This is a genomic window from Salinivibrio sp. ML290, from assembly GCF_001995695.1.
In the GTDB taxonomy this organism is placed as follows: Bacteria; Pseudomonadota; Gammaproteobacteria; order Enterobacterales; family Vibrionaceae; genus Salinivibrio; species Salinivibrio siamensis.
In genome coordinates this window covers 180,929-201,572 of record NZ_MUEY01000001.1, presented here as the reverse complement: position 1 = coordinate 201,572, position 20,644 = coordinate 180,929, and the positions used below count along the sequence as shown (strand labels likewise).

Sequence of the window (20,644 nt, the reverse complement as noted above, 5' to 3'; positions counted from 1 at the left end):
CTTTTTATCTGTTCCACCCATGACTGGGCCGCTACACCTGCGCCTCTTCCTCTAATGCGGCTAAATGCGCGCTGGCTTGCTGGAGTTGATACATCTGCCAGTAGCGGCCTTGCTGACGCAGCAGGCTTTGATGACGTCCTTGCTCAATCACTCGGCCACGATGCAAGACGAGGATGTTATCGGCCTCGGCAATGGTCGATAAGCGGTGCGCAATCACCACCACTGTCATCTGTTGGCGTAACCTGTTCAGCGCCTGTTGCACAAGCTCTTCAGTACCGGAGTCGATATTGGCGGTGGCTTCATCAAGGATGAGGATTTTCGGTTGACGCACTAACACGCGCGCCAGAGCCAACAACTGGCGCTGACCGGCAGAAAAGGTCATCCCGCCCTCACCAAGTAAGGTATCCAGCCCCGCTGGCAATCCTTTCACGTAATCTGCCAGCGCCACTTGCTCGAGCGCATGCCAAATTTTTTCATCGTCCAGCGTCTGTCCCAGCGCGATGTTTTCTCGCAAACTCCCCGTCAGCATGTGTGGATCTTGTTGCACCATGGCAACGCCCTCACGCAAGCTTTGATGACTCAAGCTTTCGATCGGTAATCCACCCAGCGTCAGCGTCCCCTCACCTGCGCGATAAAATCCCATCAGTAACGACGCCAAAGTTGATTTACCGCTGCCCGTATGTCCCACCAACGCCAGAAAGCCGCCGGCAGGGACGTCTACATTCACGTCTGACAACACCGGTGTTTCGCCATCATAGGAAAACGACACATTCTGCAGTGCAATGGCACCATCAGGGATCGGCGTGGTGTCATGACCATATTGCTCAGGCGGCGTATCCATCATTTCGAAAAGCCGCTCACCGGCCGAGATAGCCTGCTGAAGCAGTGACAGTTGCTGCATCATTTCAATTAATGGCTCGGTGATCCGCCCCAAATAGCTTAAAAAGGCATACAGCACCCCAACACCAATCACTGCTGTGCCGCTAAAACCGAAGATAGCCACCAAAGACAGCAAGGCGGCCCCCGCCAATAAATCAATCAAAGGGCGGAGATAGATCCCGTTAAGGCGCTGAATGGTGACCATGGCATCCAAGTGATCCGCCGTCATATCACTGAATCGCGAGGAGAACGCCCGCTCTTGCTGCATTAGCTGAATCAAATTCATGCCGAGCACAGATTCGTTCATCACCCCGTTGATATCTGCGAGTCGATCTCGCGCCCGACGATACGCAGGCGCTGAACGTTTTTGATAGCGCGCCATCACTAGCACCACACACGGCAGTAGCACCAATACCACCATTGTCAGTTGCACACTGAGCATCAGCATCGCCACCAGCATCACACCAATTAGCGCTATGTTACGTAAAAAGGTAGAAAGCACCGACACATACAGCTCTTTCAACGACTCGGTGTCGTTAGTTAAGCGCGATACAATTCGTCCCATTGGTACATAATCAAAAGCTGACAGAGGCTGTTTAATCACGTTGGCGAACACCGCTTTACGGATGCGTTGAATGATGGCCACCGCCATGGTGTTAAAACGCAGCTCGTACTGATACTGAAAGCCGGCGGAAACAATGGTCGATACGATGTAGCCGACTGCCAGTGCCCACATGATCACCGCCGGATAATGGTCTTTGGCGACATAGTTATCGAGAAAGATTTGCACCAAGTAAGGGCCCGTCACCTCTGCCACCGCCGCGACTAGCAAGAAAATCGTGGCAATCACAAATTGACGCCTATCGCGGCGCATGTAGCCTAGCAATCGAAATAAGATCTCTCGCTTAGTCATGACGCGGCTCCTCATCGGCTTCCAATGCCGCTTCCAGCTGCTGATATTGGTGCATTTCTTGATACCATCCTGGCTGTTGAATCAATTGGCGATGCTGGCCACGCTCTCGGACTTGCCCGTGGCTGAGTACCACAATTTCATCGGCGTTTTCGAGTGCCGATAAACGGTGGGCTATCACAATCGTGGTACGGGTGTGCTGATGCTGTTGCAGGTTCTGCAAAATGCGGTGCTCGGTGTCACCGTCAACGGCTGACAAAGCATCATCCAAAATCAAGCACTCCGCTTCCACCAACAAAGCGCGGGCAATCGAAATCCGCTGCTTTTGACCACCAGATAAGGTGATCCCTTTTTCACCCACCGCGGTTTGATACCCGTGCGGCAGCTGACGGATGTCTTCATCAATGCAGGCAAGTGTCGCCGCCTGTTCGATTTCCGCTTGGGTCGCATCCGGACGACCAAGGGCGATGTTTTCCGCAATCGAGCGCGAAAACAAAAACGGCGTTTGCGTCACCACCGCGAAACGTTGTCGCCATGACGACAAGTCAGCCTCCGCTATCGACACATCACCATAGCGAATATCACCATTTTCAAGCTGGGTCAGATGAAGTAGCAATTGCAATAAGGTTGATTTACCACTGCCGACTGGGCCGGCAATCCCCAGCATGGCCCCAGGCGGAAGCGTCACATGGATATCTTTGAGGGCAAAACTGTCATCCGGTTGCCACTTAAACTGCTCAATGGCCAGCGTCAATGGCTGCATGGTGTTAGGCAGCGGCGTGTCACCGCCAACAATATCCGGCTGCTCTTGCAGCAACGCATCAATCCGCGTCCAAGCGGCGCGCCCACGCTCAATAATATTAAATAGCCACGCCACCGCGAGCATCGGCCAAATCATCAAGCCTTGATACAAGGTAAATGCGGTAAGATCCCCAAGCGAAATATCACCAGTGGCGACCATGTAGCCGCCGCCAGACACGGTTAGGAAAAACGAAGCGCCAATGGTGCCTTGGATCACCGGCGAAAACAGCGCATCAACCCGTGCCACCGCGAGGTTTTTCTCCCCAGTACGATCGGCAACTTGATTAAACTGATTCATCTGGTGCTGCTCTAAGCCGAATGCACGTACCATACGCACTGCTGACAGTGAGGACTGACTCACCTCTGATAGCTCAGAAAACGCCGCTTGCGATTCAGTAAAGGTATGGTGCAAACGGCGACCAAAGCGATTAACCAGCACTGCCATTACCGGCATCGGTAACAGGGCTAAGAGTGTGAGCTGCCAGCTAATTTGGCTCACCATCACAATGAGTACGGCGACGCCTGTGATAATAGAATCCCCAGCGGTCAGGACCCCTTCACCGGCCGTCATCACCACCGCTTTCACATCATTGGTAGAACGCGCCATGATATCGCCACTCGGATAGCGACGGAAAAAATGCGGTGATTGGCGAGTAAAATGATCATAAAGCCGGTTGCGCAGCACAGTGCCAAGCTCAGCCGCAGCACCAAACAGCCAGACTCGCCACACAATGCGCAGCACATATACCACCACCCAAATGGCCAGCATACCCGCAAGTAGCCACATCAGTAGCTCAGTAGAAATCTCGCCCGCGACCACGCCATCGACCACATGGCCCACAGCCATCGGTGGAATGAGCTCAAAGACAGAGACAAATACCAAAATAATCATGGCGCCGACATAACGACGCCATTCACGTTTAAAAAACCAGCCTAACTGCCAAAACACCTTCATGAGGTCTCCTTTTTATCCCCGCCTTTTTATCGTCAGAGCGACCTATCGGATCGGTAAGGCGGTGGTGTACTTAAGCGCTTCCATGGCGAATGTTGATGTCACATTATTCAGACTTGGCACAGAATTGACCAGCTTTTTATAAAAATGATCAAATCGAGTCATATCAGCCACCTGCACCTTCATCATGTAATCATATTCTCCCGCCATACGGTAGAATTCCATCACCTCAGGGAACTCGGTCACCACCTCGGTAAAGGTCTTGTACCACTGCTCACTGTGGTCATTGGTTTTGATATGGACGAAAGCGGTAAATGCGAGGCCAACGGTTTCGGGGTCAAGCAATGCCACCCGCCCACGGATCACCCCTTGTGATTCCAGCCGTTTTAGCCGCTTCCAACAGGGAGTCGTGGTTAAATTCACCCGTTCGGCCAACGCTGCCACAGACCAGTTGGCATCTTCCTGCAGCGCCGCGAGTAAAGTGCGATCTATCTCATCTAAAGTGATAGTCATAAAAAATTTTTTCCATTAAGTATCATATGGGAGTTTATTTTTCTATTTAGGTGGCATTATAGAGCAAAAATAGCAAGGTTTTTATCCCACTCTTTACGTAAACTGGTGCTAATTACGCATTCGGAGACGCATGATGACAACTCCACAGCCTTGCCATACTTGGGTCGGTAACGCGATTCGCCTCATTGAAGCCGACTTTAAACGCTCTGCAGATACCCATTTAATTAAGCTCGATCTCCCCAGCTTTACAGACATTGATATCTATCTGAAAGACGAAAGCACTCACCCAACCGGTAGCTTGAAGCACCGCTTGGGGCGTTCTTTGTTTTTGTACGGCTTATGTAATGGCTGGATTGATGAGCACACCACCATCATTGAAAGTTCATCAGGCAGTACTGCCATTTCTGAAGCGTATTTTGCCCGCTTGCTTGGCTTACGTTTTATTGCCGTAGTGCCCAAAAACACCGCGTGTAAGAAGATTGAGCAAATCCGTTTTTATGGCGGTGAAGCGCACTTTGTCGAGCGGTCAGATCAGATCTATGCCGAGTCTCGTCGCCTTGCTAAGGAGCTCAATGGCCATTACATGGACCAGTTTACGTATGCCGAGCGAGCGACCGACTGGCGTAGCAATAACAACATCGCCAACCGCATATTTGATCAAATGCAGTACGAGCGCTTTCCGATCCCTCGCTGGATTGTGATGAGCCCGGGCACCGGTGGCACCTCAGCGACCATTGGCCGCTACATTCGCTATCGCTGCCAACCGACTCAGCTGATGGTGGCCGATGCTGAACATTCGGTGTTTCACGATTACTACCTCACCGGCGACAGCGCACTGACCACCGATAAAAGCAGTCGCATTGAAGGGATTGGACGGCCACGTGTCGAGCCCAGCTTTATTCCCGGCGTGATTGATAGAATGACCACAGTGCCGGACACTCACAGTATCGCCACCATTCACTGGCTAGAAAGCCAGCTTGGCCGCAAAGCCGGCGCGTCCACCGGTACCAACCTGTACGGCGTCTTGATGTTAGCAAATGAAATGCGCGCCAACGGCGAGAAAGGCTCTATTGTCACCTTGCTATGTGATAGCGGCGAGCGCTACCTAGACACCTATTACAACCCTGATTGGGTACGCGAGCACATTGGGGATCTCGACCAAGCGACTCATGATTTACAAACCTTGTTGGGGTAATAGGCACAACAGCCTTATGGTTTGTGGTAGCGACGCTCCGGGCGACCGACGCTACCATAAGCCACCTCAGCGCAAAGCTCATCTCTTCCGACCATATATTCCAAGTAACGACGCGCTGTTGTTCGGCTCGCGCCAATTTGCTGCCCAACCTGCTCGGCATTTAGCGCTATCGTGGGAGCATTTAAAACCTCACGAATTTTATTCAGTGTAATCGCGTCTATGCCTTTTGGTAGTCGCGGTGAATAAGGTTCGCTCTTCTCCTTTACGCCCGACGCCAGTAGGCCATCAACTTGGCTTTGAATGAGTGAATCCATATTTGCAAGCTTTTGAACATGCGTAGAATATTGGTTCAAAGACGTTTTTAATCGCTCGAAAACAACGGGCTTTAAAATATAATCAAATATACCGTTGTGCATGGCGGTGCGAAGAGTCTCTACCTCCTTAGCTGCCGTCACCAATATCACATCTGTATGCGCACTCTTGGCGCGCAATTCCCTCAGTAACTCCAGACCTGTGCCCTTGGGGAACTGATTGTCGAGAAGCAGTAATTGAGGTCGAAATACATCAAGCAAGTCTCTTGCATCATCCAAGTCATGGGCAATTCCCACTACATCAAACCCTTCGATTTTATCGATAAAGCGACGCTGAATCTCTGCAATTTTCGGATCGTCTTCTGCAATGACAATACTGATTAATTCTGTCATGTGTTGTCCTGATATGGATGTTGATCGAGCTCTTGCCATTTAGCTCTAGGTATATAAACCGTAAAGCGGCTTCCTGATAATCTACCTTGCTTATCACGCATATTCGGCTCAACTGTTACGATACCACCTAGGTGTGCAACTTGACGCTGAACTAAATCCAAGCCAATGCCATGACCATCGGTCTCTTTTGTTGTGTAACCACGCGTGAATATCGCCTCTGCTTGTTGGTGAGATAGACCTGCCCCCTGATCATTCACTTCGAAAATAAGCTCTTTACCGTAGTCAGAAAAACTCAGTGTGACTTGGCCATCGGGACCATAATGATCCAGCGTTGCTTCTAGGGCGTTATCAACGAGGTTACCTAAAATACTGACCAGCTGCTCACGCGGCAAAGCCTCTGGCAAATCCTGCATATGGCTTTCTTTATCAACGGTTAATCGTAAACCTAACTCTCTTGCTCGATTATATTTACCCAACAGGCATCCCGCCAGAATGCTATCTGAAGTGACCTGCATCACCCGTTGAATAAAGGATTGGTGGCCTGAGGTTTCCTGGCCGATCATTCGCAACGCCTCATTTGTCGCCCCCATGTGGATCAGTCCAGCAAGAGTATGTAATTTGTTGTTGTACTCATGTGCTTGGCTGCGCAAGGACTCCGCATACTGTTTGATTCGCGTTAGCTTACGGCTTACCAAATCCACCTCGTCTTTCAATCTAAAGCTAGACACGACCCCCGTGATGAGACCGTTTTGCCGCAATGGAATCCGGTTAACAATAAGATTGTGATGATGAAGCCAAATCTCTTGATCAAAATCAGGCTCTCCCTCCGCCAGGACAGTTTCCATTCCGGTATCGGGTAATACATCCGTAATATGACGACCAATGTAGAGTTGGTCTTCTGGCAGCGCTAGCGTCTTTATGGCTGCACGATTGAATGTCGTGATATATCCAGATTGGTTAATCGCAACAATTCCTTCGCGAACAGTTTCTAATGTCACATTACGCTCCTGAAACAGACGCGCAATTTGCTCAGGCTCGAGATTGAAAATCGCTCGACGAAAATGATTAGCGAATAAGATCGCGGTAATAACACTAAAGATAAAGGCTGCGAGGATGGCGAAGAACATTGTACTGGTGTGATGTATGACGATTGCATCAACAGTGTCTAGTAAGTACCCCACCGAGACAATGCCGATAATCGATTTCCCGTCAGGACTGAAAATAGGCGCCTTCCCGCGCACAGACCAACCCACACTTCCCTCGGCTTGCGCAATGTACGCTTGACCATGAATCAGCGCAGGGGCATTGGTATCTCCGTCATCATCGGCCATCGATTTCCCTAAACGATCAGGTAAAGGGTGAGCAAGCCGAATCCCCACCTCATTGCCAAACACGACAAACCGTGCTTGAGCCGAACGTGCGAGAGCAACACTTAAAGGTTGCAAAAATGTTGAGTTCTCTTTTGATACGGCTTCAACCACATCAGGCATCGCCGCGATCGTCATCGCGACCCGCATCGCTTGCTGACCAATTTGCTCATTAAGGACTCTATCGAGGTAATTGATAGCAAAGTAGCCAAGCGTCCCTGTTTGTAGGATGGCAATCACACCTAAAATCAATACCATGCGCTGCTTTAGCTTCAAGCGACGCAATGAGAGAAACTGACGCATTGTGGTGGCGAGCTCCTTTCACCCAAGCATTCTCATGTTCTGTTAGTTTATCTGCGTTATGTTTTTATTGCAGTGAACAATATGAACAAAACCACCAAAACATTTTTTATTCACATTATTTTTACAATATATGAAATACTCAACAACAGCATTAGAGTCCTCATGAGGAAGCAATCAATACATGAGGAAGCACAATGTTCAAGCAATATCGAAAAGGTAAATCAACAGCCATCGTCGCAGGTGTGATAGCAGCCGCGCTAAGCATTAACGTCCAAGCGAGCGTCGACAACATTCATTTTCTAGTACCAGGTGGCGCGGGTGGTGGTTGGGACAGCACAGCACGTGGCGTCGGGGAAGTACTTTCTAAATCTGAGCTTGTCGAACAGGTTTCGTACGAGAACATGTCCGGCGGTGGCGGAGGTAAGGCCATTGCGTACCTGATCCAAACCGCTGAGCAATCTACCGACACGTTAATGGTTAACTCCACACCGATTGTGATCCGCTCTCTTGCCAAAGTTTTTCCGCAATCGTTTCGTGATTTGACCCCAGTAGCGGCCACTATTGGTGATTATGCTGCGTTCGTTGTACCCAAAGACTCAAAATACCAAAGCTTTACCGATCTTGTGGAGCAATACAACAACGATCCTCGTTCCGTTTCTGTTGCCGGTGGGTCAGCGCGCGGCAGTATGGATCATTTAGTGGCAGCGCTCGCATTTAAAGCAGGTGGCGGCGACCCACGACAAGTCAAATACCTCGCCTACGATGCCGGAGGTAAAGCCATGGCAGGGTTGCTATCAGGCGAAACTCAGGTGCTCTCAACCGGTTTAAGTGAAGMGTTGACGCTTGCAGCAGCAGGTGAAGTTCGTATCCTCGCGATGACAGGGGAAGAGCGCTCTCCCGTTGCACCCAATGTGCCTACCCTCAAAGAGCTGGGCTACGACGCGACGTTTGTCAACTGGCGTGGCTTTTTTGGCTCCCCAGAAATCAGTCAAGCACGTGCGAAAGAGTATGCACAAGTACTGGGTGAGATGTATGACACACCTGAATGGAAATCCGTGCGCGATCGATACGGCTGGACCGAAATCTATAAGCCTGGCGACGAATTCATGCACTTTCTTGAACAACAAGAAAAAGAAATCGGCGCCTTGATGACTGAGCTTGGTTTCATGTAATCGCCTTACCGCAGCGTCGCCATGCTTCTTGGCGCGCTGCTTCTCCATTTTATTGGTTCATCTAGAGAGGGAGCTCCAATGACGATAACCAAAGACCATATCGGCGGCCTAATATTTCTGAGCTTTTCGCTTGCTTACGGTTATTACGCTAATCAAATAGCGCTTATTCCTGGCGATGAGTTTCAGCCCTTTCATGCCCGCACCCTCCCCAACTTTCTAGCCGTATTAGGGAGTGTGCTCGCGCTACTACAGTTGCTCACCGCCACAAAAAGTCGACACTCAACGCTTTCATTAGCCGGCTACGATTTTTGGCTTATGGGCAAACTTTTATTATTGATGGTCGCGTTTTCGCTTGCACTGAAATGGGTCGGTTTTTTGGTATCCACCGCGCTGTTTCTTGCTGGCGGTTATTGGTTGCTTGGTGAGCGGCGCCCCAAAGTTATTCTCTTGGCCTCCGTCCCTTTTGCTATCAGCTTCTGGTTTTTATTGACCCAAATGCTCGATATCTATCTAGCTCCTGGTCAACTTTTTCGCCTAGCACAAGGAGGGTAAACGATGTTTGATGGAATTATGTCTGGGCTTGGTACTGCTATCATGCCCTTCAACTTACTCATGGTAATTGTTGGCTGCTTTGCCGGCACCTTTATAGGGATGTTACCCGGACTCGGCCCCATTTCAGCGATTGCCCTAATGATCCCGATCACATACGGGCTCGACCCATCATCCGGTATTATTCTGATGGCTGGCGTTTACTACGGTGCCGTTTTTGGCGGATCTACTTCCTCCATTCTTATCAACGCTCCGGGATGTGCCAGTACCGTTGTGACCGCGTTTGACGGTTATCCATTGGCGCAACAAAAACAAGCTGGAAAAGCCTTGGCGCTTGCCGCCTATTCCTCTTTCACCGGTGGCACGATCGGCGCCATCATCTTACTCTTTGCCGCGCCTGCGCTAGCAAAAGTATCTTTGAGTTTTCAATCCAGTGACTACTTTGCACTTATGGTGCTGGGACTCACGGCTGTGGCTGCATTTTCCGGTAAAGGGCGCGTGCTTAAAGCCATGATGATGACTGTCTTTGGCCTGATGATCGCGACAGTTGGCATTGATGTGATGTCAGGCAGCCCACGATTTACCTTTGGAAATGTCGATTTAATTGATGGTATCAGCTTCTTATTACTAGCAATGGCAACCTTTGCATTAACGGAAGTTGTGATGACAGTGCTGAGGGGGGAGCACAAAGAAAAAGACGCGCAGATCGATATGACCTCACTCGGCAGCATGAAGCTAAGCAAAGAAGAAATAAAACACGTCGCCCCGACCGTCGGTCGCTCATCATTTTTTGGCTTTCTTGTTGGCGTATTACCCGGCGCAGGTGCAACGATCGCCGCCTTTTTAAGCTATGGCATGGAAAGAAACTTTGCGCCTAAGGCACTTAAAGAAAGATTTGGGCGCGGAGCGTTGCGTGGGCTTGCCGCCCCAGAGTCTGCTAACAATGCCGCCTCGACAGGATCCTTTGTTCCTCTACTTACGCTTGGTATTCCGGGCTCTGGCACGACCGCCATTATGCTCGGGGCACTAATCGCTTATGGCATTCAACCCGGTCCACGCCTTTTTATCGACAATCCTGATGTGTTCTGGTCCGTGATTATCTCGATGTACTTCGGTAATCTGGTTTTGTTAATTCTCAACCTACCGCTGATCCCTTACATCTCTCGTCTGTTGGTGATCCCACGCCCCATTTTAATCCCATTGATATTGTTTTTCTCCATCACGGGCGTTTATCTGGTCAGTTTTAATGCCTTCGATATCCAAATGATGGTCGTCATCACCATCATCGCCACCTTTTTGAAACTGCTAGACTTTCCAATGGCTCCCATGCTTTTAGGGTTTATTCTAGGCGATATATTGGAGAAAAATCTTAGCCGTACACTGACACTGACGGATGGTAGCTATGCATTCCTATGGGAAAGGCCACTAACACTTACCATCATGCTGTTAGCGGTACTCGCTTTGTTACTGCCTGGCTTTATCGCCGTCTGGGATAAAAAACGAGGTAAGAAAAGCAGTACAACCCAAGCGACCGAGCACGCGACAGATTGATAAAACACACAAAAGTATTAATGCGCTAGTCCGTATCTTTATCTATCCGCGTCTGCAGGGCATCAAACTTGTCGTGCAGGCGCATTAGTTCAAGCTCGAGTTTTAGATTGATTTCGTAGGTGGCTTTTTGCTCCATCCTGTCTTTTGCCGCTTGGCGGTTTTGCGACATCATGATGATCGGCGCTTGGAAAGCTGCCAGACTGGATAACCCAAGGTTCAGCAAAATAAAGGGATAGGGATCGAATGATGCATCTCCCACTAACCAGGCCGTATTCACGACAATCCAGCCAATGATGAATGCGAAGAAAAGCCCGATAAATGACCAAGAACCGCCAAATGAGGCAATTTTATCCGCCACCATTTGCCCGGTGGTCAGACTTTCATGAAAGGACTTGTTGACGTTCTCAGAGACAGACGTGTTGTTAGCAATACTCTCAATAACTTTCTTTTCTCCCGAGCTAAGACTACCAAACGGCTGGCCGAGCAAGGCTTTGGCTAAGTTCTCAAAATACTTTTTCATCTGTCACTCCATGCTAACGTGCACGACACCAACAAGGTATCGTGCAGACTTTATCATTAAGCCATTGAAATAGAGTAGATTAACTTAGAGGCTTAGCAAACAGAGTATCCTTTATCATGCAAACTAAATCCGGCGGGCGCGAATAGTGCGACCTTTAACTTTTCCATCATTGAGTTTACGTAATGCGGCTTTAACGCAAGATTGTGACACGGCAATAAACGCCACATTGTCGAGTACATTAATTTTGCCGACCTGCTTACCATCAATGCCCGCTTGGCCCGTCAGCGCACCTAAAATATCACCCGCGCGTACTTTTTGCTTTTTACCTGAGTCAATCATCAAGGTTGCCATCTCAGGCTGGTAAGGCGCAGTGTCGAGCAAATGCTGCGACGGCAAGGCTTCGGGGAGAAAATCACGGTCATACTGATCGCCAATCATCGCCAGCTTATAGTGCTCGGCATCGTTATATAGCGAACACGCCACCCCTTTTTTGCCAGCGCGACCGGTACGGCCGACACGGTGTACATGAGTTTGCGGATCGTGGGCGAGTTGATAGTTGATCACCATATCCATGTCATCAATGTCTAAGCCTCGCGCAGCCACATCAGTGGCCACCAGCACGGACGCACTTTTGTTGGCAAATTTTACCAAGGTGCGCTCACGGCCACGCTGTTCAATATCGCCATGCAAGGCAACGGCGCTAAAACCATCATCTTCTAGGTTATCGCAAACTTGTTGTGTTTGAGCTTTGGTCGTACAGAACACCACACAGCTTTGCGGCTGAAAATGTAATAACAGTAGCTTTAACGCTTGGTAACGCTGCTTGTTGTCATCGACTTTATAAACGTGTTGCGTGATTGTACTTTGCGTTTGCACCTCATCCACTTTAACGGAGACAGGGTGGCTCAGCACTCGCTGGGCAATCGCATTGATCGAGCGCGGGAAGGTGGCGCTAAATAACAAGGTTTGGCGATGAGCAGGAACACGCGCAATGATGGCATCCAAGGTATCTTGGAAGCCCATATCCAGCATCTGGTCGGCTTCATCCAACACCAAGGTCTCAACGTCATCGAGACGCAAGGTGCCTTTGCGTAAATGGTCATCCACACGCCCTGGAGTGCCAACAATAATGTGTGCACCATGCTCCAATGAGCCAATTTGTGGGCCAATCGATACACCGCCACACAGCGTCAGCACTTTGACATTATGGCGACCACGCGCCAACTTACGCATCTCAACCGCCACTTGCTCGGCCAGCTCACGGGTTGGGCACAACACCAAAGATTGCACGCGAAAGCGTTTCACGTTCAGTTTGGCTAACACACCTAAGCTAAATGCCGCCGTTTTCCCCGAGCCAGTTTTAGCTTGGGCAATAATGTCTTTGCCACTGAGCACAGACGGTAAGCTCTGCGCCTGAATGGGCGTCATCTGCGTATAACCCAAGGTTACCAAGTTATCGAGTAAATCAGCAGGTAACGCGAGCGAGGAAAAAGCGATATCAGTCAAAGTCGTATCCACAGCAAAAGTAAATCATGACGCGCCCAAGCACGGCCAAAAAGGGGGCGTATCATACCAGAGTCTGATTGCTGCCACATTAACCAATTAGCACCACACACTTGATAACCGCTTTGTCGCCTCATGTATTTTGTTGCGTAATTGTTAGACCAAGCTCCGTATTTACCTTTACGCGGCTTGTCTTGTCATTGTGCTTGGTGTGCAATCAAGGCACACAATTAAGGAGGATTGTCTTGTGGCAAATATCCCAGTAGAAAACTACCCGCTCTCTCATACGCAGGCGATTGTCTGGAACGACATGGATGCCCTGCAACACATCAATAACACCGTGTACTTTCGCTATTTTGAAGATGTACGTGTGGTGATGCTTGAAAAACTGGAAGTATTCGAGCTAGCCAAACGACTGCATGTTGGCCCCGTGGTCGCCTCAACCCGCTGCGATTATCGCGCCCCTTTGGTGTATCCAGATACCATCACCACCGTCGCTTGGGTCGAGGATATTCAAGAAAAGCGCTATGCGATGAAGTATGAAATCTACAGTCACAATCAAGAACGCTGTGTGGCCGAGGGCGAGGCCTTGATTGTCTATTGCGACTTTAAAACCGGTAAAAGCTGCCCTATCCCAGCCGAGACGCTCGAAGGGTTAAAAGCCTTTGTGGCGAAACAGTAAGCATAGAGACAAGCACTGCGCGTTGCCTGACGCGCAGTTGGTAATCAATAGCGATTTTTGAGTGTAATGACAGATTTAACGCGATAGTAAGAACTTACGTAGATCCTGCTCTGAACGCATGACGAATAAGATAAACACCGTGTCTTCTTCTTGCTTGTAGAAAATACGACAAGGGTTCACCACCACCTCTCGATAATTCAAGTGCGGTAGTTCAGGTGGCACTCGACCAGAATCAGGAAAAAGCACTAACCGCTCCACTGCGGTAAAGGCCGCTTGCACTAGTGCTTTCGCTGCAACCATATTGTCCAGTGCAATATATTCAGCAACGTCATTCAGATCCGCCAACGCAGGCTCAGTCCAAACTATTTGAGCCATTTGGACATTTGTTCCTTGGCATCATGATGACTCAAAAGCTTCTCTTCGGTAATGGCGCGCTCGCCACGCGCGATCCCTTCTAAGATAGCAAGACGGCTCTGCATTAATTCGTAATCATCCACACTTAATAAGTACGCTGAAGGCTTACCATGTTCGGTGATCAAAACTGGCTCTTTATTCGCCTTCAATTCAGACAAAATTTTGGTTGCCTGACGCTTCAGTGTGGTCACAAGTTCTACTTTCATCGCTCGCCCGGATAGTGGTATTAAAGTATCAGTATTATAGCACTTAAGTGTCACTGAAAAAGTTTTTTGATTCGCCTTATCAGCGATCGTCATTTCAAACTAATCTCTTCAGGCTCGCCCACTCTGGTCACGGACGGTGCGCCTGGGGCGTTCCAGCGAAACAAGGTGATATGCCAAGTGCTGGGATCTTTTCGCGACGGGTCAATTAAGCCAATTTCATTACCACTTCTCAGCGTATCGGCCACCCACCAACTGGATGGTGATTCACCTTTTGCCAAGGCGGCTTGCCAATCAATGCTGGATAAGGCTTTGTATTGCTGAAGTTCAGGATGACGCAAATCTACCAGCTCACAGCGGTCAACCTGATACCGCACAAGCACGCGTGGCGTTGTGATCTGGCTGGCGTGCTTTTGCATTGCCACGCTCGCACTCTCTACACTCTCAGTCAAATACAGCGCACTTTCACCCTGACGATTATACCGACCGTTCGGTCTGTCTTTACTTTCTCGCATCAAAGCGGCGTCTATGTGCTCAGGGTGACATACTCTGACAAAAATACCCGAGATAGGCGTGCGGCACAGGCGGGGGATTGCTTGCGGTTCAAGTACGTCCATAACTTGTGAATGTCCTTTATAAATCAACCATCAAGGCGTAGCTTAGCAAACAAAGAGGAGGCAAATTGCGTGCCGACTAACGGATTGCATCGTCGCGTCTGGCTTGCTGTCGATACCGCACAGGGGTACCATCCGTGCTCTGTGTAACACTGGGTAAGTAGCACCGCCAAAGGACAAACCGATGAAAAAAGCCGTTGTGGTATTTAGCGGAGGACAGGATTCAACCACCTGTTTGATTCAAGCGCAGGCAGAGTACGACGAAGTGCATTGCCTCACGTTCGACTATAACCAGCGCCACAAGCAAGAAATTGACGTTGCCCGTGAGATTGCTGCAAACCGCAACGTCAGTGCGCACAAGGTACTGGATGCTGGTTTGCTCAATGAATTGGCGATTAGCTCGCTCACACGCGACAACATTCCCGTTTCCAATGCACTGAACGAAAACGGCCTGCCCAATTCCTTTGTGCCGGGTCGTAATATCTTGTTTTTGACTTTGGCAGGCATTTACGCCTATCAAATTGGCGCTGAGGCGGTGATCACCGGTGTCTGCGAAACTGACTTTTCTGGCTACCCTGATTGTCGCAATGATTTTATTCAATCGATGCAGCAAGCCCTTGAGCAAGGCATGGACAGAAAACTCGCCTTAGTCACACCATTGATGTGGCTGAATAAAGCTGAGACCTGGGCACTGGCCGACCAGTATCATGCCCTCGATTTTGTACGCGACCACACCCTAACCTGTTATAACGGCATTAAAGGCACTGGCTGTGGCGAGTGTCCAGCCTGTCACTTGCGTCAGCGTGGCTTAGATGACTACCTCACCAACCAAGCGGACGTGCAAGCCGCACTACAACGCAAACAAGCCGAAAACGCGTAATAGCGCAGCGACAAAACATAAAAAACCGCCTCGCAATGAGGCGGTTTTTGTATCGATAATACAATAGCGGTTATTTATGCGGCTCATCATGCGGATGGGTATCAAACTCACCATGACTGGCCCGATGCACAGTTTCCATCGCGAGCGCTTTATCCAATTGCTGCGCCACATACTCAGGCGAGTGAGTATGAATGGAGAGCAAGCGATACATCGCCGGGATCACCAGCAAGGTAACAAAGGTCGCAAAGGCCATGCCGGTGAAGATCACCGTCCCAACCGCGATACGACTTTCCGCCCCCGCGCCAGTGGAGAGGATCAGTGGGATCATCCCCGCCAAAGTGGTAAACGCCGTCATCAAAATCGGTCGCAAGCGACGGACTGACGCATCGATAATCGCTTTATCAAATGCAATGCCACGGTCACGCAGTTGGTTGGCAAACTCCACGATCAAAATACCGTTTTTGGTCACCATCCCAATCAGCATAATCAAACCAATTTGGCTGTAGATATTGATCCCTTGGTTGGTCAGCCACAGGCCTAAAAAGCCGCCTAGCATCCCCATGGGCACCGTCAACATCACCACCAAGGGGTTGATAAAGCTTTCAAATTGCGCCGCTAACACCAAGTACGAAACCAAGAGCGCTAAACCGAACACCACCAGCACACTGGTTTGGTTGTCACGAAAATCTTTCGACTCCCCTGAATAGCCCACCGAGATATCGGCCGGCAGGTTCTCAGCCGCGATTTTATCGAGATAATCGAGTGCTTGACCCAGTGTCACATCCTCGCCTAAATGCGCCGATAAGGTGATCGACTTTTGCTTGTTGGTATGGCTTAAACGCTGCGCGGACGCTGTTTCTTCCACCGTGGTCACTGCATCCAGCGAGACTAACTTGCCGCTGCGGCTACGCATATAAATACGGGTAAGATCCCCTTTGCTGCTAAAGGCCTTTTCATCGCCGCGTACATACACATCGTATTCTTCACCACGATCCACATAGCTGGTCTGGGCACGACCACCGAGCATCACCTCTAAGGTATCGGAGACATCCCGCACCGAAATCCCAAGTTCAGCGGCGCGACGACGGTCTACTTTGACCACCAACTCAGGGGTGTTTTGGTTGTAGTCATAATCAGGGCTGTCAATCATGCCTGCCTCGCGGCCCATTTCGCCCAATTTTTCCGCCCAGCGATGAAGTTCAGGATAGTCTGGACCACTTAACACAAACTGCACGGGCTCTGAACTACCGCCCCCAAAGCCAGGCGCAAACGGGAACACTTGCACATCTGGCACACCATTTAACACCTGACGCACTTCTCCGAGAATGGCTTGAGCGGAGCGGTCGCGCTCATCCCAATCCGGCAATAGCATGATCACGAAGCCCGTTTGATCGCCGGCCCGACCACCAAACGCTGGTGTTTGTAAGCTGACCGAGCTCAGGGTCCCCGCCTCGACCAAAGGCATTAAGCGCTGCTCAATTTGCTCAATGTTGCCCACCATACGGTTGTACGCCGTGCCTTCCGCACCACGGACAAACGCCAGCAGCACCCCGCGATCTTCTTGTGGCACTAATTGCGACGGTAAGTGTTGCATCAGCACGCCACTGCCGCCAATACAGAGCAAGATAACCACAGGCGCAATCCAACGCCAACGCAGGACATGTGCCAATACTCGGCGATAGTAACTTTCAAGCACATCAAACCCACGGGTGATCACGCGGTTCACAGGACTAGATGTCACATTTAAGCGCAGCAATTTACTGCCAAGCACCGGCGTAAGCGTCAACGCTATTAAGGACGAACAGAGCACGGTGACGGCGAGCATCACTGCAAACTCGGTGAACAACTTACCAATCATGCCATCCATGTAGGTAATGGGGAGGAACACCATCACCAACACCGCGGTGGTGGCGATCACTGCAAAACCCACCTCCCGTGCGCCACGGTAAGCGGCCACCAAGGGTTTATCGCCTTGTTGTAAGTGGTGGAAGATATTTTCGACCACCACAATGGCATCATCCACCACGAGGCCTATCGCGAGAATAAGCGCCATTAAGGTCAGCAAGTTAATCGAAAAGCCCATCGCTGAGGCAACGATAAAGGCGGATATCAAGGATACCGGCACAGTCACTGCTGGGATCAAGGTGGCGCGCGCTTGGCCGATAAAGATATACAGGACTAATACCACCAGCGCCCCAGTGATAAAGAGGGTGCTATACACTTCCTCAATCGAGCGCTCAATAAATACCGTAGTATCGTAATCCACCCAAAGACGCGTACCTTCGGGCAGGAAGGCCTGCATCTCATCGACAAGCTTATGAGCGCGGTCAGAAATATCGAGCGGATTGGCATCGGATTGTGGGATCAGCGCCAAACTTAAATTATTGATACCATTGTTTTTATAGGTGGCATCTTCGTTGCGTGAGCCAATGGCCACCTCCGCCACATCCGACAAATAAATCGCGGTGCCATTCGCCGTGGTGCGTACCACCAGTTGTTTAAAATCCTCTGCGTCACGATATAAACGATCGCTACGCACTGGCATGGTCATCACGTCATTGCGGATTTCCCCGCCCGGACTCTCTAAGTTTTCATCCCGCAATGCGTCAAGAATATCTTGGGTGGTGACACCGTGCCCCGCCATTTGGGTGGGATCCAGCTTCACATACATCACTTTATACAGCGCGCCGTATAAATCGACCGAGCTCACCCCAGAGATCAAGCTGAATCTATCTTCCAGCGTACGTTGGGCGTATTCCGTCAGTTGGTTGCGGTCCATCTCTGACGAGGCCAAGTTGATATAAACCGCCGCTTCACCGGTGCCGTTGTCTTTGTACACAATCGGATCATTGGCATCATCAGGCAGTCCCCCTTGCGCGCGCGCCACGGCATCACGCACATCACTCACCCCCTCGGTCAGAGGGTGATCGAGTTTAAATTCCACCGTGATCCGTGATGAGCCATTGCGGCTGACCGAGGTGATCTCTTCAATGCCGCTAATGCCGGAAAGCTCATCCTCAATCAACTGCGTGACTTGGCTTTCCATAATGCTGGCCGAGGCGCCAGAATATCCGGTGTAAATACTCACCACCGGGCTATCGATATCAGGCATCTCACGCACGGACAAGGTCGAGAAAGAAACCGCGCCAAAGACACATAACAACAAGCTCAATACGATCGCCATCACTGGCCGTTTCACTGAGACATCAGACAACCACATTAGCTGGCCTCCGTCTCAGACACGGTATCATCGATACGGCTTTGGTCATCTTCTGGATTTTTCGGTGCTTCCGCATTTAATACAGACACTTGCGCCCCATCGCGCATATTCACCAAACCTTGCACCACAATGTGCTGACCGGGTTCAAGTCCTTTACTCACCACCACTTGGTTATCAATCCGCGCGCCAAGGGTAATTTCGGTACGATGGGCAATGCCTTCGTCATCAACGCGGAAGACATAGCGACGCGTACCGGAATACTGCAGAGCTTGCACAGGCACAATCACCGCTTGCTGCTCCGGCAAAGTCAGTTTCGCCTCCATCAGCATGCCGGGCTGCAATTGGCGTTCAGGGTTATCCAGCGCCACACGAACACTGACTGATAGCGCGTCTTTATCCACTCGAGAGTCCACCACGCTCACCGTGCCGGTAAAGGCATCATCGGGATACGCTTGCGAGGTGACCGCCACTGGCATATTGGGATAAAGCAGTCCGACGTATTGCTCTGGCACCTGAATATCAAGGTTCATGCGTGACAGGTTGTCGAGACTAAAAAGCGTTTCGCCCACATCCACGCGCTGGCCGACGCTTAAATCAAACAAACCAATGCGACCAGAAAAAGGCGCAATTAAACGGTGATCATCTAGATCAGATTGCGCCGATTGCAAACGGGCCTTGGCGATATTGACACTGGCTTGCTGCGCATCCAACTCGGTTTGTGTTAAGGCACCACGTTGCGCCAGCTTGGTGTACTCCTTTAGCTTGCGCTGCTCATCATTGAGATAAGCCGACGCTTCCAACACCGCCGCTTGGGCTTTGGCGCGATTAAAGGTCACCAAAGGCGCCCCTTTTTCAACCGTCTCGCCCGGTTTTACATGCACAGTTTCAATGCGCGCCGAGACTTCTGACTCAATATCAATCTGCTGATGGGCTTTAACATTGCCCACCAATGACAACGACGGCGCAACCGGTTTGGTTTCCACTTGTGCCGTCATCACATCCACAGATCGTGCCCCCGGTGGTGGCGCAGAGGCCTCCTCGCTCGAGGGCTGGATATCGCCCCACTTCCAGAACGCGACGCCCGCCAATACCACGACGCCCAATAGCATCCACTTTTTCATTGCCATGTACCTTATATGTTGGATAGCACCAGTGTACTGATCTGCATTTTTTTGTCCTTAAAGAATTGTAAAGACACTGTTTTTTATCGTTATTACATAGGATTGTGCGATAAAGCGAGACAGAGGTAAGACTGTGTAAGGACAGCCAGGTTTCAAAAAACATCAAAAAAGCTCACTTACACCGTTTTTCGCACGCAAGACGCTGAAAAAAGCACCAACCACTAATCGGGACAGAGAAAACCCTTTACAGCTCCAGTCGGTTTGATAAGATTCGCCTCGTTCGCGTGGTGGAGTTCCCGAGCGGTCAAAGGGATCAGACTGTAAATCTGACGGCTCAGCCTTCGAAGGTTCGAATCCTTCCTCCACCACCATTTTATAAAGCAAGACTCCGTGGTGGAGTTCCCGAGCGGTCAAAGGGATCAGACTGTAAATCTGACGGCTCAGCCTTCGAAGGTTCGAATCCTTCCTCCACCACCACTTTTACAAAGCAAGACTCCATGGTGGAGTTCCCGAGCGGTCAAAGGGATCAGACTGTAAATCTGACGGCTCAGCCTTCGAAGGTTCGAATCCTTCCTCCACCACCATCTTTAA

General features: G+C 50.3%; 18 protein-coding genes and 3 tRNA genes. 9 read left to right on the top strand and 12 right to left on the bottom strand.

Annotated features, from left to right (window positions below):
* Window positions 1-31: 31 nt before the first annotated feature.
* The 3 genes from BZG23_RS01025 to BZG23_RS01015 are packed head-to-tail and all read right to left on the bottom strand — an operon-like array spanning window position 32 to window position 4,055.
* Complete coding sequence (locus BZG23_RS01025) at window positions 32-1,792, bottom strand: ABC transporter transmembrane domain-containing protein (protein WP_077605890.1); 1,761 nt, start codon at window positions 1,790-1,792, stop codon at window positions 32-34.
* Complete coding sequence (locus BZG23_RS01020) at window positions 1,785-3,545, bottom strand: ABC transporter transmembrane domain-containing protein (RefSeq protein WP_077605889.1); 1,761 nt, start codon at window positions 3,543-3,545, stop codon at window positions 1,785-1,787. The genes BZG23_RS01025 and BZG23_RS01020 overlap by 8 nt, the downstream gene beginning before the upstream one ends.
* Before the next feature lie 42 nt (window positions 3,546-3,587).
* Window positions 3,588-4,055, bottom strand: a complete 468-nt coding sequence (locus BZG23_RS01015; protein WP_046073854.1) for an Lrp/AsnC family transcriptional regulator — start codon at window positions 4,053-4,055, stop codon at window positions 3,588-3,590.
* Between the two features lie 133 nt (window positions 4,056-4,188).
* Here BZG23_RS01015 and BZG23_RS01010 point away from each other — a divergent pair, with 133 nt between their 5' ends.
* Window positions 4,189-5,250, top strand: a complete 1,062-nt coding sequence (locus BZG23_RS01010) for a PLP-dependent cysteine synthase family protein (RefSeq protein ID WP_198532105.1) — start codon at window positions 4,189-4,191, stop codon at window positions 5,248-5,250.
* Between the two features lie 14 nt (window positions 5,251-5,264).
* On the opposite strand, the gene BZG23_RS01005 is transcribed toward BZG23_RS01010, so the two are convergent.
* Both BZG23_RS01005 and BZG23_RS01000 read right to left on the bottom strand, forming a co-directional pair.
* On the bottom strand, window positions 5,265-5,954 hold the full coding sequence (locus BZG23_RS01005) for a response regulator (protein WP_074213090.1): 690 nt from the start codon (window positions 5,952-5,954) through the stop codon (window positions 5,265-5,267).
* The gene (locus BZG23_RS01000; RefSeq protein ID WP_046073625.1) at window positions 5,951-7,624 is read right to left on the bottom strand and encodes an ATP-binding protein; all 1,674 of its coding nucleotides are present in this window, start codon (window positions 7,622-7,624) and stop codon (window positions 5,951-5,953) included. Before BZG23_RS01000 ends, BZG23_RS01005 begins: the two co-directional genes overlap by 4 nt.
* Before the next feature lie 194 nt (window positions 7,625-7,818).
* Between BZG23_RS01000 and BZG23_RS00995 the strand changes: the two genes are divergently transcribed.
* From BZG23_RS00995 to BZG23_RS00985, 3 genes are read left to right on the top strand one after another with little or no spacing between them, the layout of a single operon-like run.
* Complete coding sequence (locus BZG23_RS00995) at window positions 7,819-8,796, top strand: tripartite tricarboxylate transporter substrate binding protein (protein WP_077605887.1); 978 nt, start codon at window positions 7,819-7,821, stop codon at window positions 8,794-8,796.
* Window positions 8,797-8,817: 21 nt separating this feature from the next.
* Entirely contained in the window at window positions 8,818-9,348 is a 531-nt protein-coding gene (locus BZG23_RS00990) for a tripartite tricarboxylate transporter TctB family protein (RefSeq protein WP_241828640.1), read from the top strand.
* A gap of 3 nt (window positions 9,349-9,351) precedes the next feature.
* Window positions 9,352-10,896, top strand: a complete 1,545-nt coding sequence (locus tag BZG23_RS00985) for a tripartite tricarboxylate transporter permease (RefSeq protein WP_046073628.1) — start codon at window positions 9,352-9,354, stop codon at window positions 10,894-10,896.
* Window positions 10,897-10,921: 25 nt separating this feature from the next.
* Here the strand turns inward: BZG23_RS00985 and BZG23_RS00980 are convergent, their stop codons facing one another.
* Window positions 10,922-11,416 (bottom strand): DUF1003 domain-containing protein, encoded by a 495-nt coding sequence (locus tag BZG23_RS00980; protein WP_077605886.1) that lies wholly within the window; start codon window positions 11,414-11,416, stop codon window positions 10,922-10,924.
* A gap of 123 nt (window positions 11,417-11,539) precedes the next feature.
* Window positions 11,540-12,922: an ATP-dependent RNA helicase DbpA gene (dbpA, locus tag BZG23_RS00975; protein ID WP_077606008.1), complete on the bottom strand. Its 1,383-nt coding sequence runs from the start codon at window positions 12,920-12,922 to the stop codon at window positions 11,540-11,542.
* Window positions 12,923-13,166: 244 nt separating this feature from the next.
* Between dbpA and BZG23_RS00970 the strand changes: the two genes are divergently transcribed.
* Window positions 13,167-13,601, top strand: a complete 435-nt coding sequence (locus BZG23_RS00970; protein WP_231637397.1) for an acyl-CoA thioesterase — start codon at window positions 13,167-13,169, stop codon at window positions 13,599-13,601.
* A gap of 75 nt (window positions 13,602-13,676) precedes the next feature.
* Here BZG23_RS00970 and BZG23_RS00965 read toward each other — a convergent pair whose 3' ends face one another.
* The 3 genes from BZG23_RS00965 to BZG23_RS00955 all read right to left on the bottom strand — a co-directional run bounded on the left by BZG23_RS00965 (window position 13,677) and on the right by BZG23_RS00955 (window position 14,835).
* Window positions 13,677-13,976, bottom strand: coding sequence for a type II toxin-antitoxin system RelE/ParE family toxin (locus BZG23_RS00965; RefSeq protein ID WP_077605885.1), 300 nt, complete (start codon window positions 13,974-13,976; stop codon window positions 13,677-13,679).
* Window positions 13,964-14,221 carry a type II toxin-antitoxin system Phd/YefM family antitoxin gene (locus BZG23_RS00960; protein WP_077456206.1) on the bottom strand — a complete coding sequence of 86 codons (258 nt, stop codon included), beginning with the start codon at window positions 14,219-14,221 and terminating at the stop codon, window positions 13,964-13,966. Before BZG23_RS00960 ends, BZG23_RS00965 begins: the two co-directional genes overlap by 13 nt.
* A gap of 89 nt (window positions 14,222-14,310) precedes the next feature.
* Window positions 14,311-14,835, bottom strand: coding sequence for an RES family NAD+ phosphorylase (locus BZG23_RS00955; protein WP_077605884.1), 525 nt, complete (start codon window positions 14,833-14,835; stop codon window positions 14,311-14,313).
* A 181-nt stretch (window positions 14,836-15,016) separates the two neighbouring features.
* Here BZG23_RS00955 and queC point away from each other — a divergent pair, with 181 nt between their 5' ends.
* Window positions 15,017-15,712 carry a 7-cyano-7-deazaguanine synthase QueC gene (gene queC, locus BZG23_RS00950; RefSeq protein ID WP_077605883.1) on the top strand — a complete coding sequence of 232 codons (696 nt, stop codon included), beginning with the start codon at window positions 15,017-15,019 and terminating at the stop codon, window positions 15,710-15,712.
* A gap of 70 nt (window positions 15,713-15,782) precedes the next feature.
* On the opposite strand, the gene BZG23_RS00945 is transcribed toward queC, so the two are convergent.
* Window positions 15,783-18,932 (bottom strand): multidrug efflux RND transporter permease subunit, encoded by a 3,150-nt coding sequence (locus tag BZG23_RS00945; protein WP_077605882.1) that lies wholly within the window; start codon window positions 18,930-18,932, stop codon window positions 15,783-15,785.
* Window positions 18,932-20,053, bottom strand: a complete 1,122-nt coding sequence (locus BZG23_RS00940; RefSeq protein ID WP_077578544.1) for an efflux RND transporter periplasmic adaptor subunit — start codon at window positions 20,051-20,053, stop codon at window positions 18,932-18,934. Before BZG23_RS00940 ends, BZG23_RS00945 begins: the two co-directional genes overlap by 1 nt.
* A 286-nt stretch (window positions 20,054-20,339) precedes the next feature.
* Here BZG23_RS00940 and BZG23_RS00935 point away from each other — a divergent pair.
* The 3 genes from BZG23_RS00935 to BZG23_RS00925 all read left to right on the top strand — a co-directional run bounded on the left by BZG23_RS00935 (window position 20,340) and on the right by BZG23_RS00925 (window position 20,637).
* A tRNA-Tyr gene (locus BZG23_RS00935) sits at window positions 20,340-20,424 on the top strand.
* Between the two features lie 21 nt (window positions 20,425-20,445).
* A tRNA-Tyr gene (locus tag BZG23_RS00930) sits at window positions 20,446-20,530 on the top strand.
* Between the two features lie 22 nt (window positions 20,531-20,552).
* A tRNA-Tyr gene (locus BZG23_RS00925) sits at window positions 20,553-20,637 on the top strand.
* The last annotated feature ends 7 nt before the right edge of the window (window positions 20,638-20,644 follow it).

Excerpts from the sequence above, each read along its gene's own strand:
- BZG23_RS00960 (WP_077456206.1), bottom strand. The coding sequence starts at position 14,221 with ATGAAAGTAGAACTTGTGACCACACTGAAGCGTCAGGCAACCAAAATT.
- BZG23_RS01000 (WP_046073625.1), bottom strand. The coding sequence starts at position 7,624 with ATGCGTCAGTTTCTCTCATTGCGTCGCTTGAAGCTAAAGCAGCGCATG.
- queC (WP_077605883.1), top strand. The coding sequence starts at position 15,017 with ATGAAAAAAGCCGTTGTGGTATTTAGCGGAGGACAGGATTCAACCACC.
- BZG23_RS01010 (WP_198532105.1), top strand. The coding sequence starts at position 4,189 with ATGACAACTCCACAGCCTTGCCATACTTGGGTCGGTAACGCGATTCGC.
- BZG23_RS00965 (WP_077605885.1), bottom strand. The coding sequence starts at position 13,976 with ATGGCTCAAATAGTTTGGACTGAGCCTGCGTTGGCGGATCTGAATGAC.
- BZG23_RS00945 (WP_077605882.1), bottom strand. The coding sequence starts at position 18,932 with ATGTGGTTGTCTGATGTCTCAGTGAAACGGCCAGTGATGGCGATCGTA.
- BZG23_RS00955 (WP_077605884.1), bottom strand. The coding sequence starts at position 14,835 with ATGGACGTACTTGAACCGCAAGCAATCCCCCGCCTGTGCCGCACGCCT.
- BZG23_RS00940 (WP_077578544.1), bottom strand. The coding sequence starts at position 20,053 with ATGAAAAAGTGGATGCTATTGGGCGTCGTGGTATTGGCGGGCGTCGCG.
- BZG23_RS00980 (WP_077605886.1), bottom strand. The coding sequence starts at position 11,416 with ATGAAAAAGTATTTTGAGAACTTAGCCAAAGCCTTGCTCGGCCAGCCG.
- BZG23_RS01015 (WP_046073854.1), bottom strand. The coding sequence starts at position 4,055 with ATGACTATCACTTTAGATGAGATAGATCGCACTTTACTCGCGGCGCTG.
- BZG23_RS01005 (WP_074213090.1), bottom strand. The coding sequence starts at position 5,954 with ATGACAGAATTAATCAGTATTGTCATTGCAGAAGACGATCCGAAAATT.
- BZG23_RS01025 (WP_077605890.1), bottom strand. The coding sequence starts at position 1,792 with ATGACTAAGCGAGAGATCTTATTTCGATTGCTAGGCTACATGCGCCGC.
- BZG23_RS01020 (WP_077605889.1), bottom strand. The coding sequence starts at position 3,545 with ATGAAGGTGTTTTGGCAGTTAGGCTGGTTTTTTAAACGTGAATGGCGT.
- BZG23_RS00990 (WP_241828640.1), top strand. The coding sequence starts at position 8,818 with ATGCTTCTTGGCGCGCTGCTTCTCCATTTTATTGGTTCATCTAGAGAG.
- BZG23_RS00985 (WP_046073628.1), top strand. The coding sequence starts at position 9,352 with ATGTTTGATGGAATTATGTCTGGGCTTGGTACTGCTATCATGCCCTTC.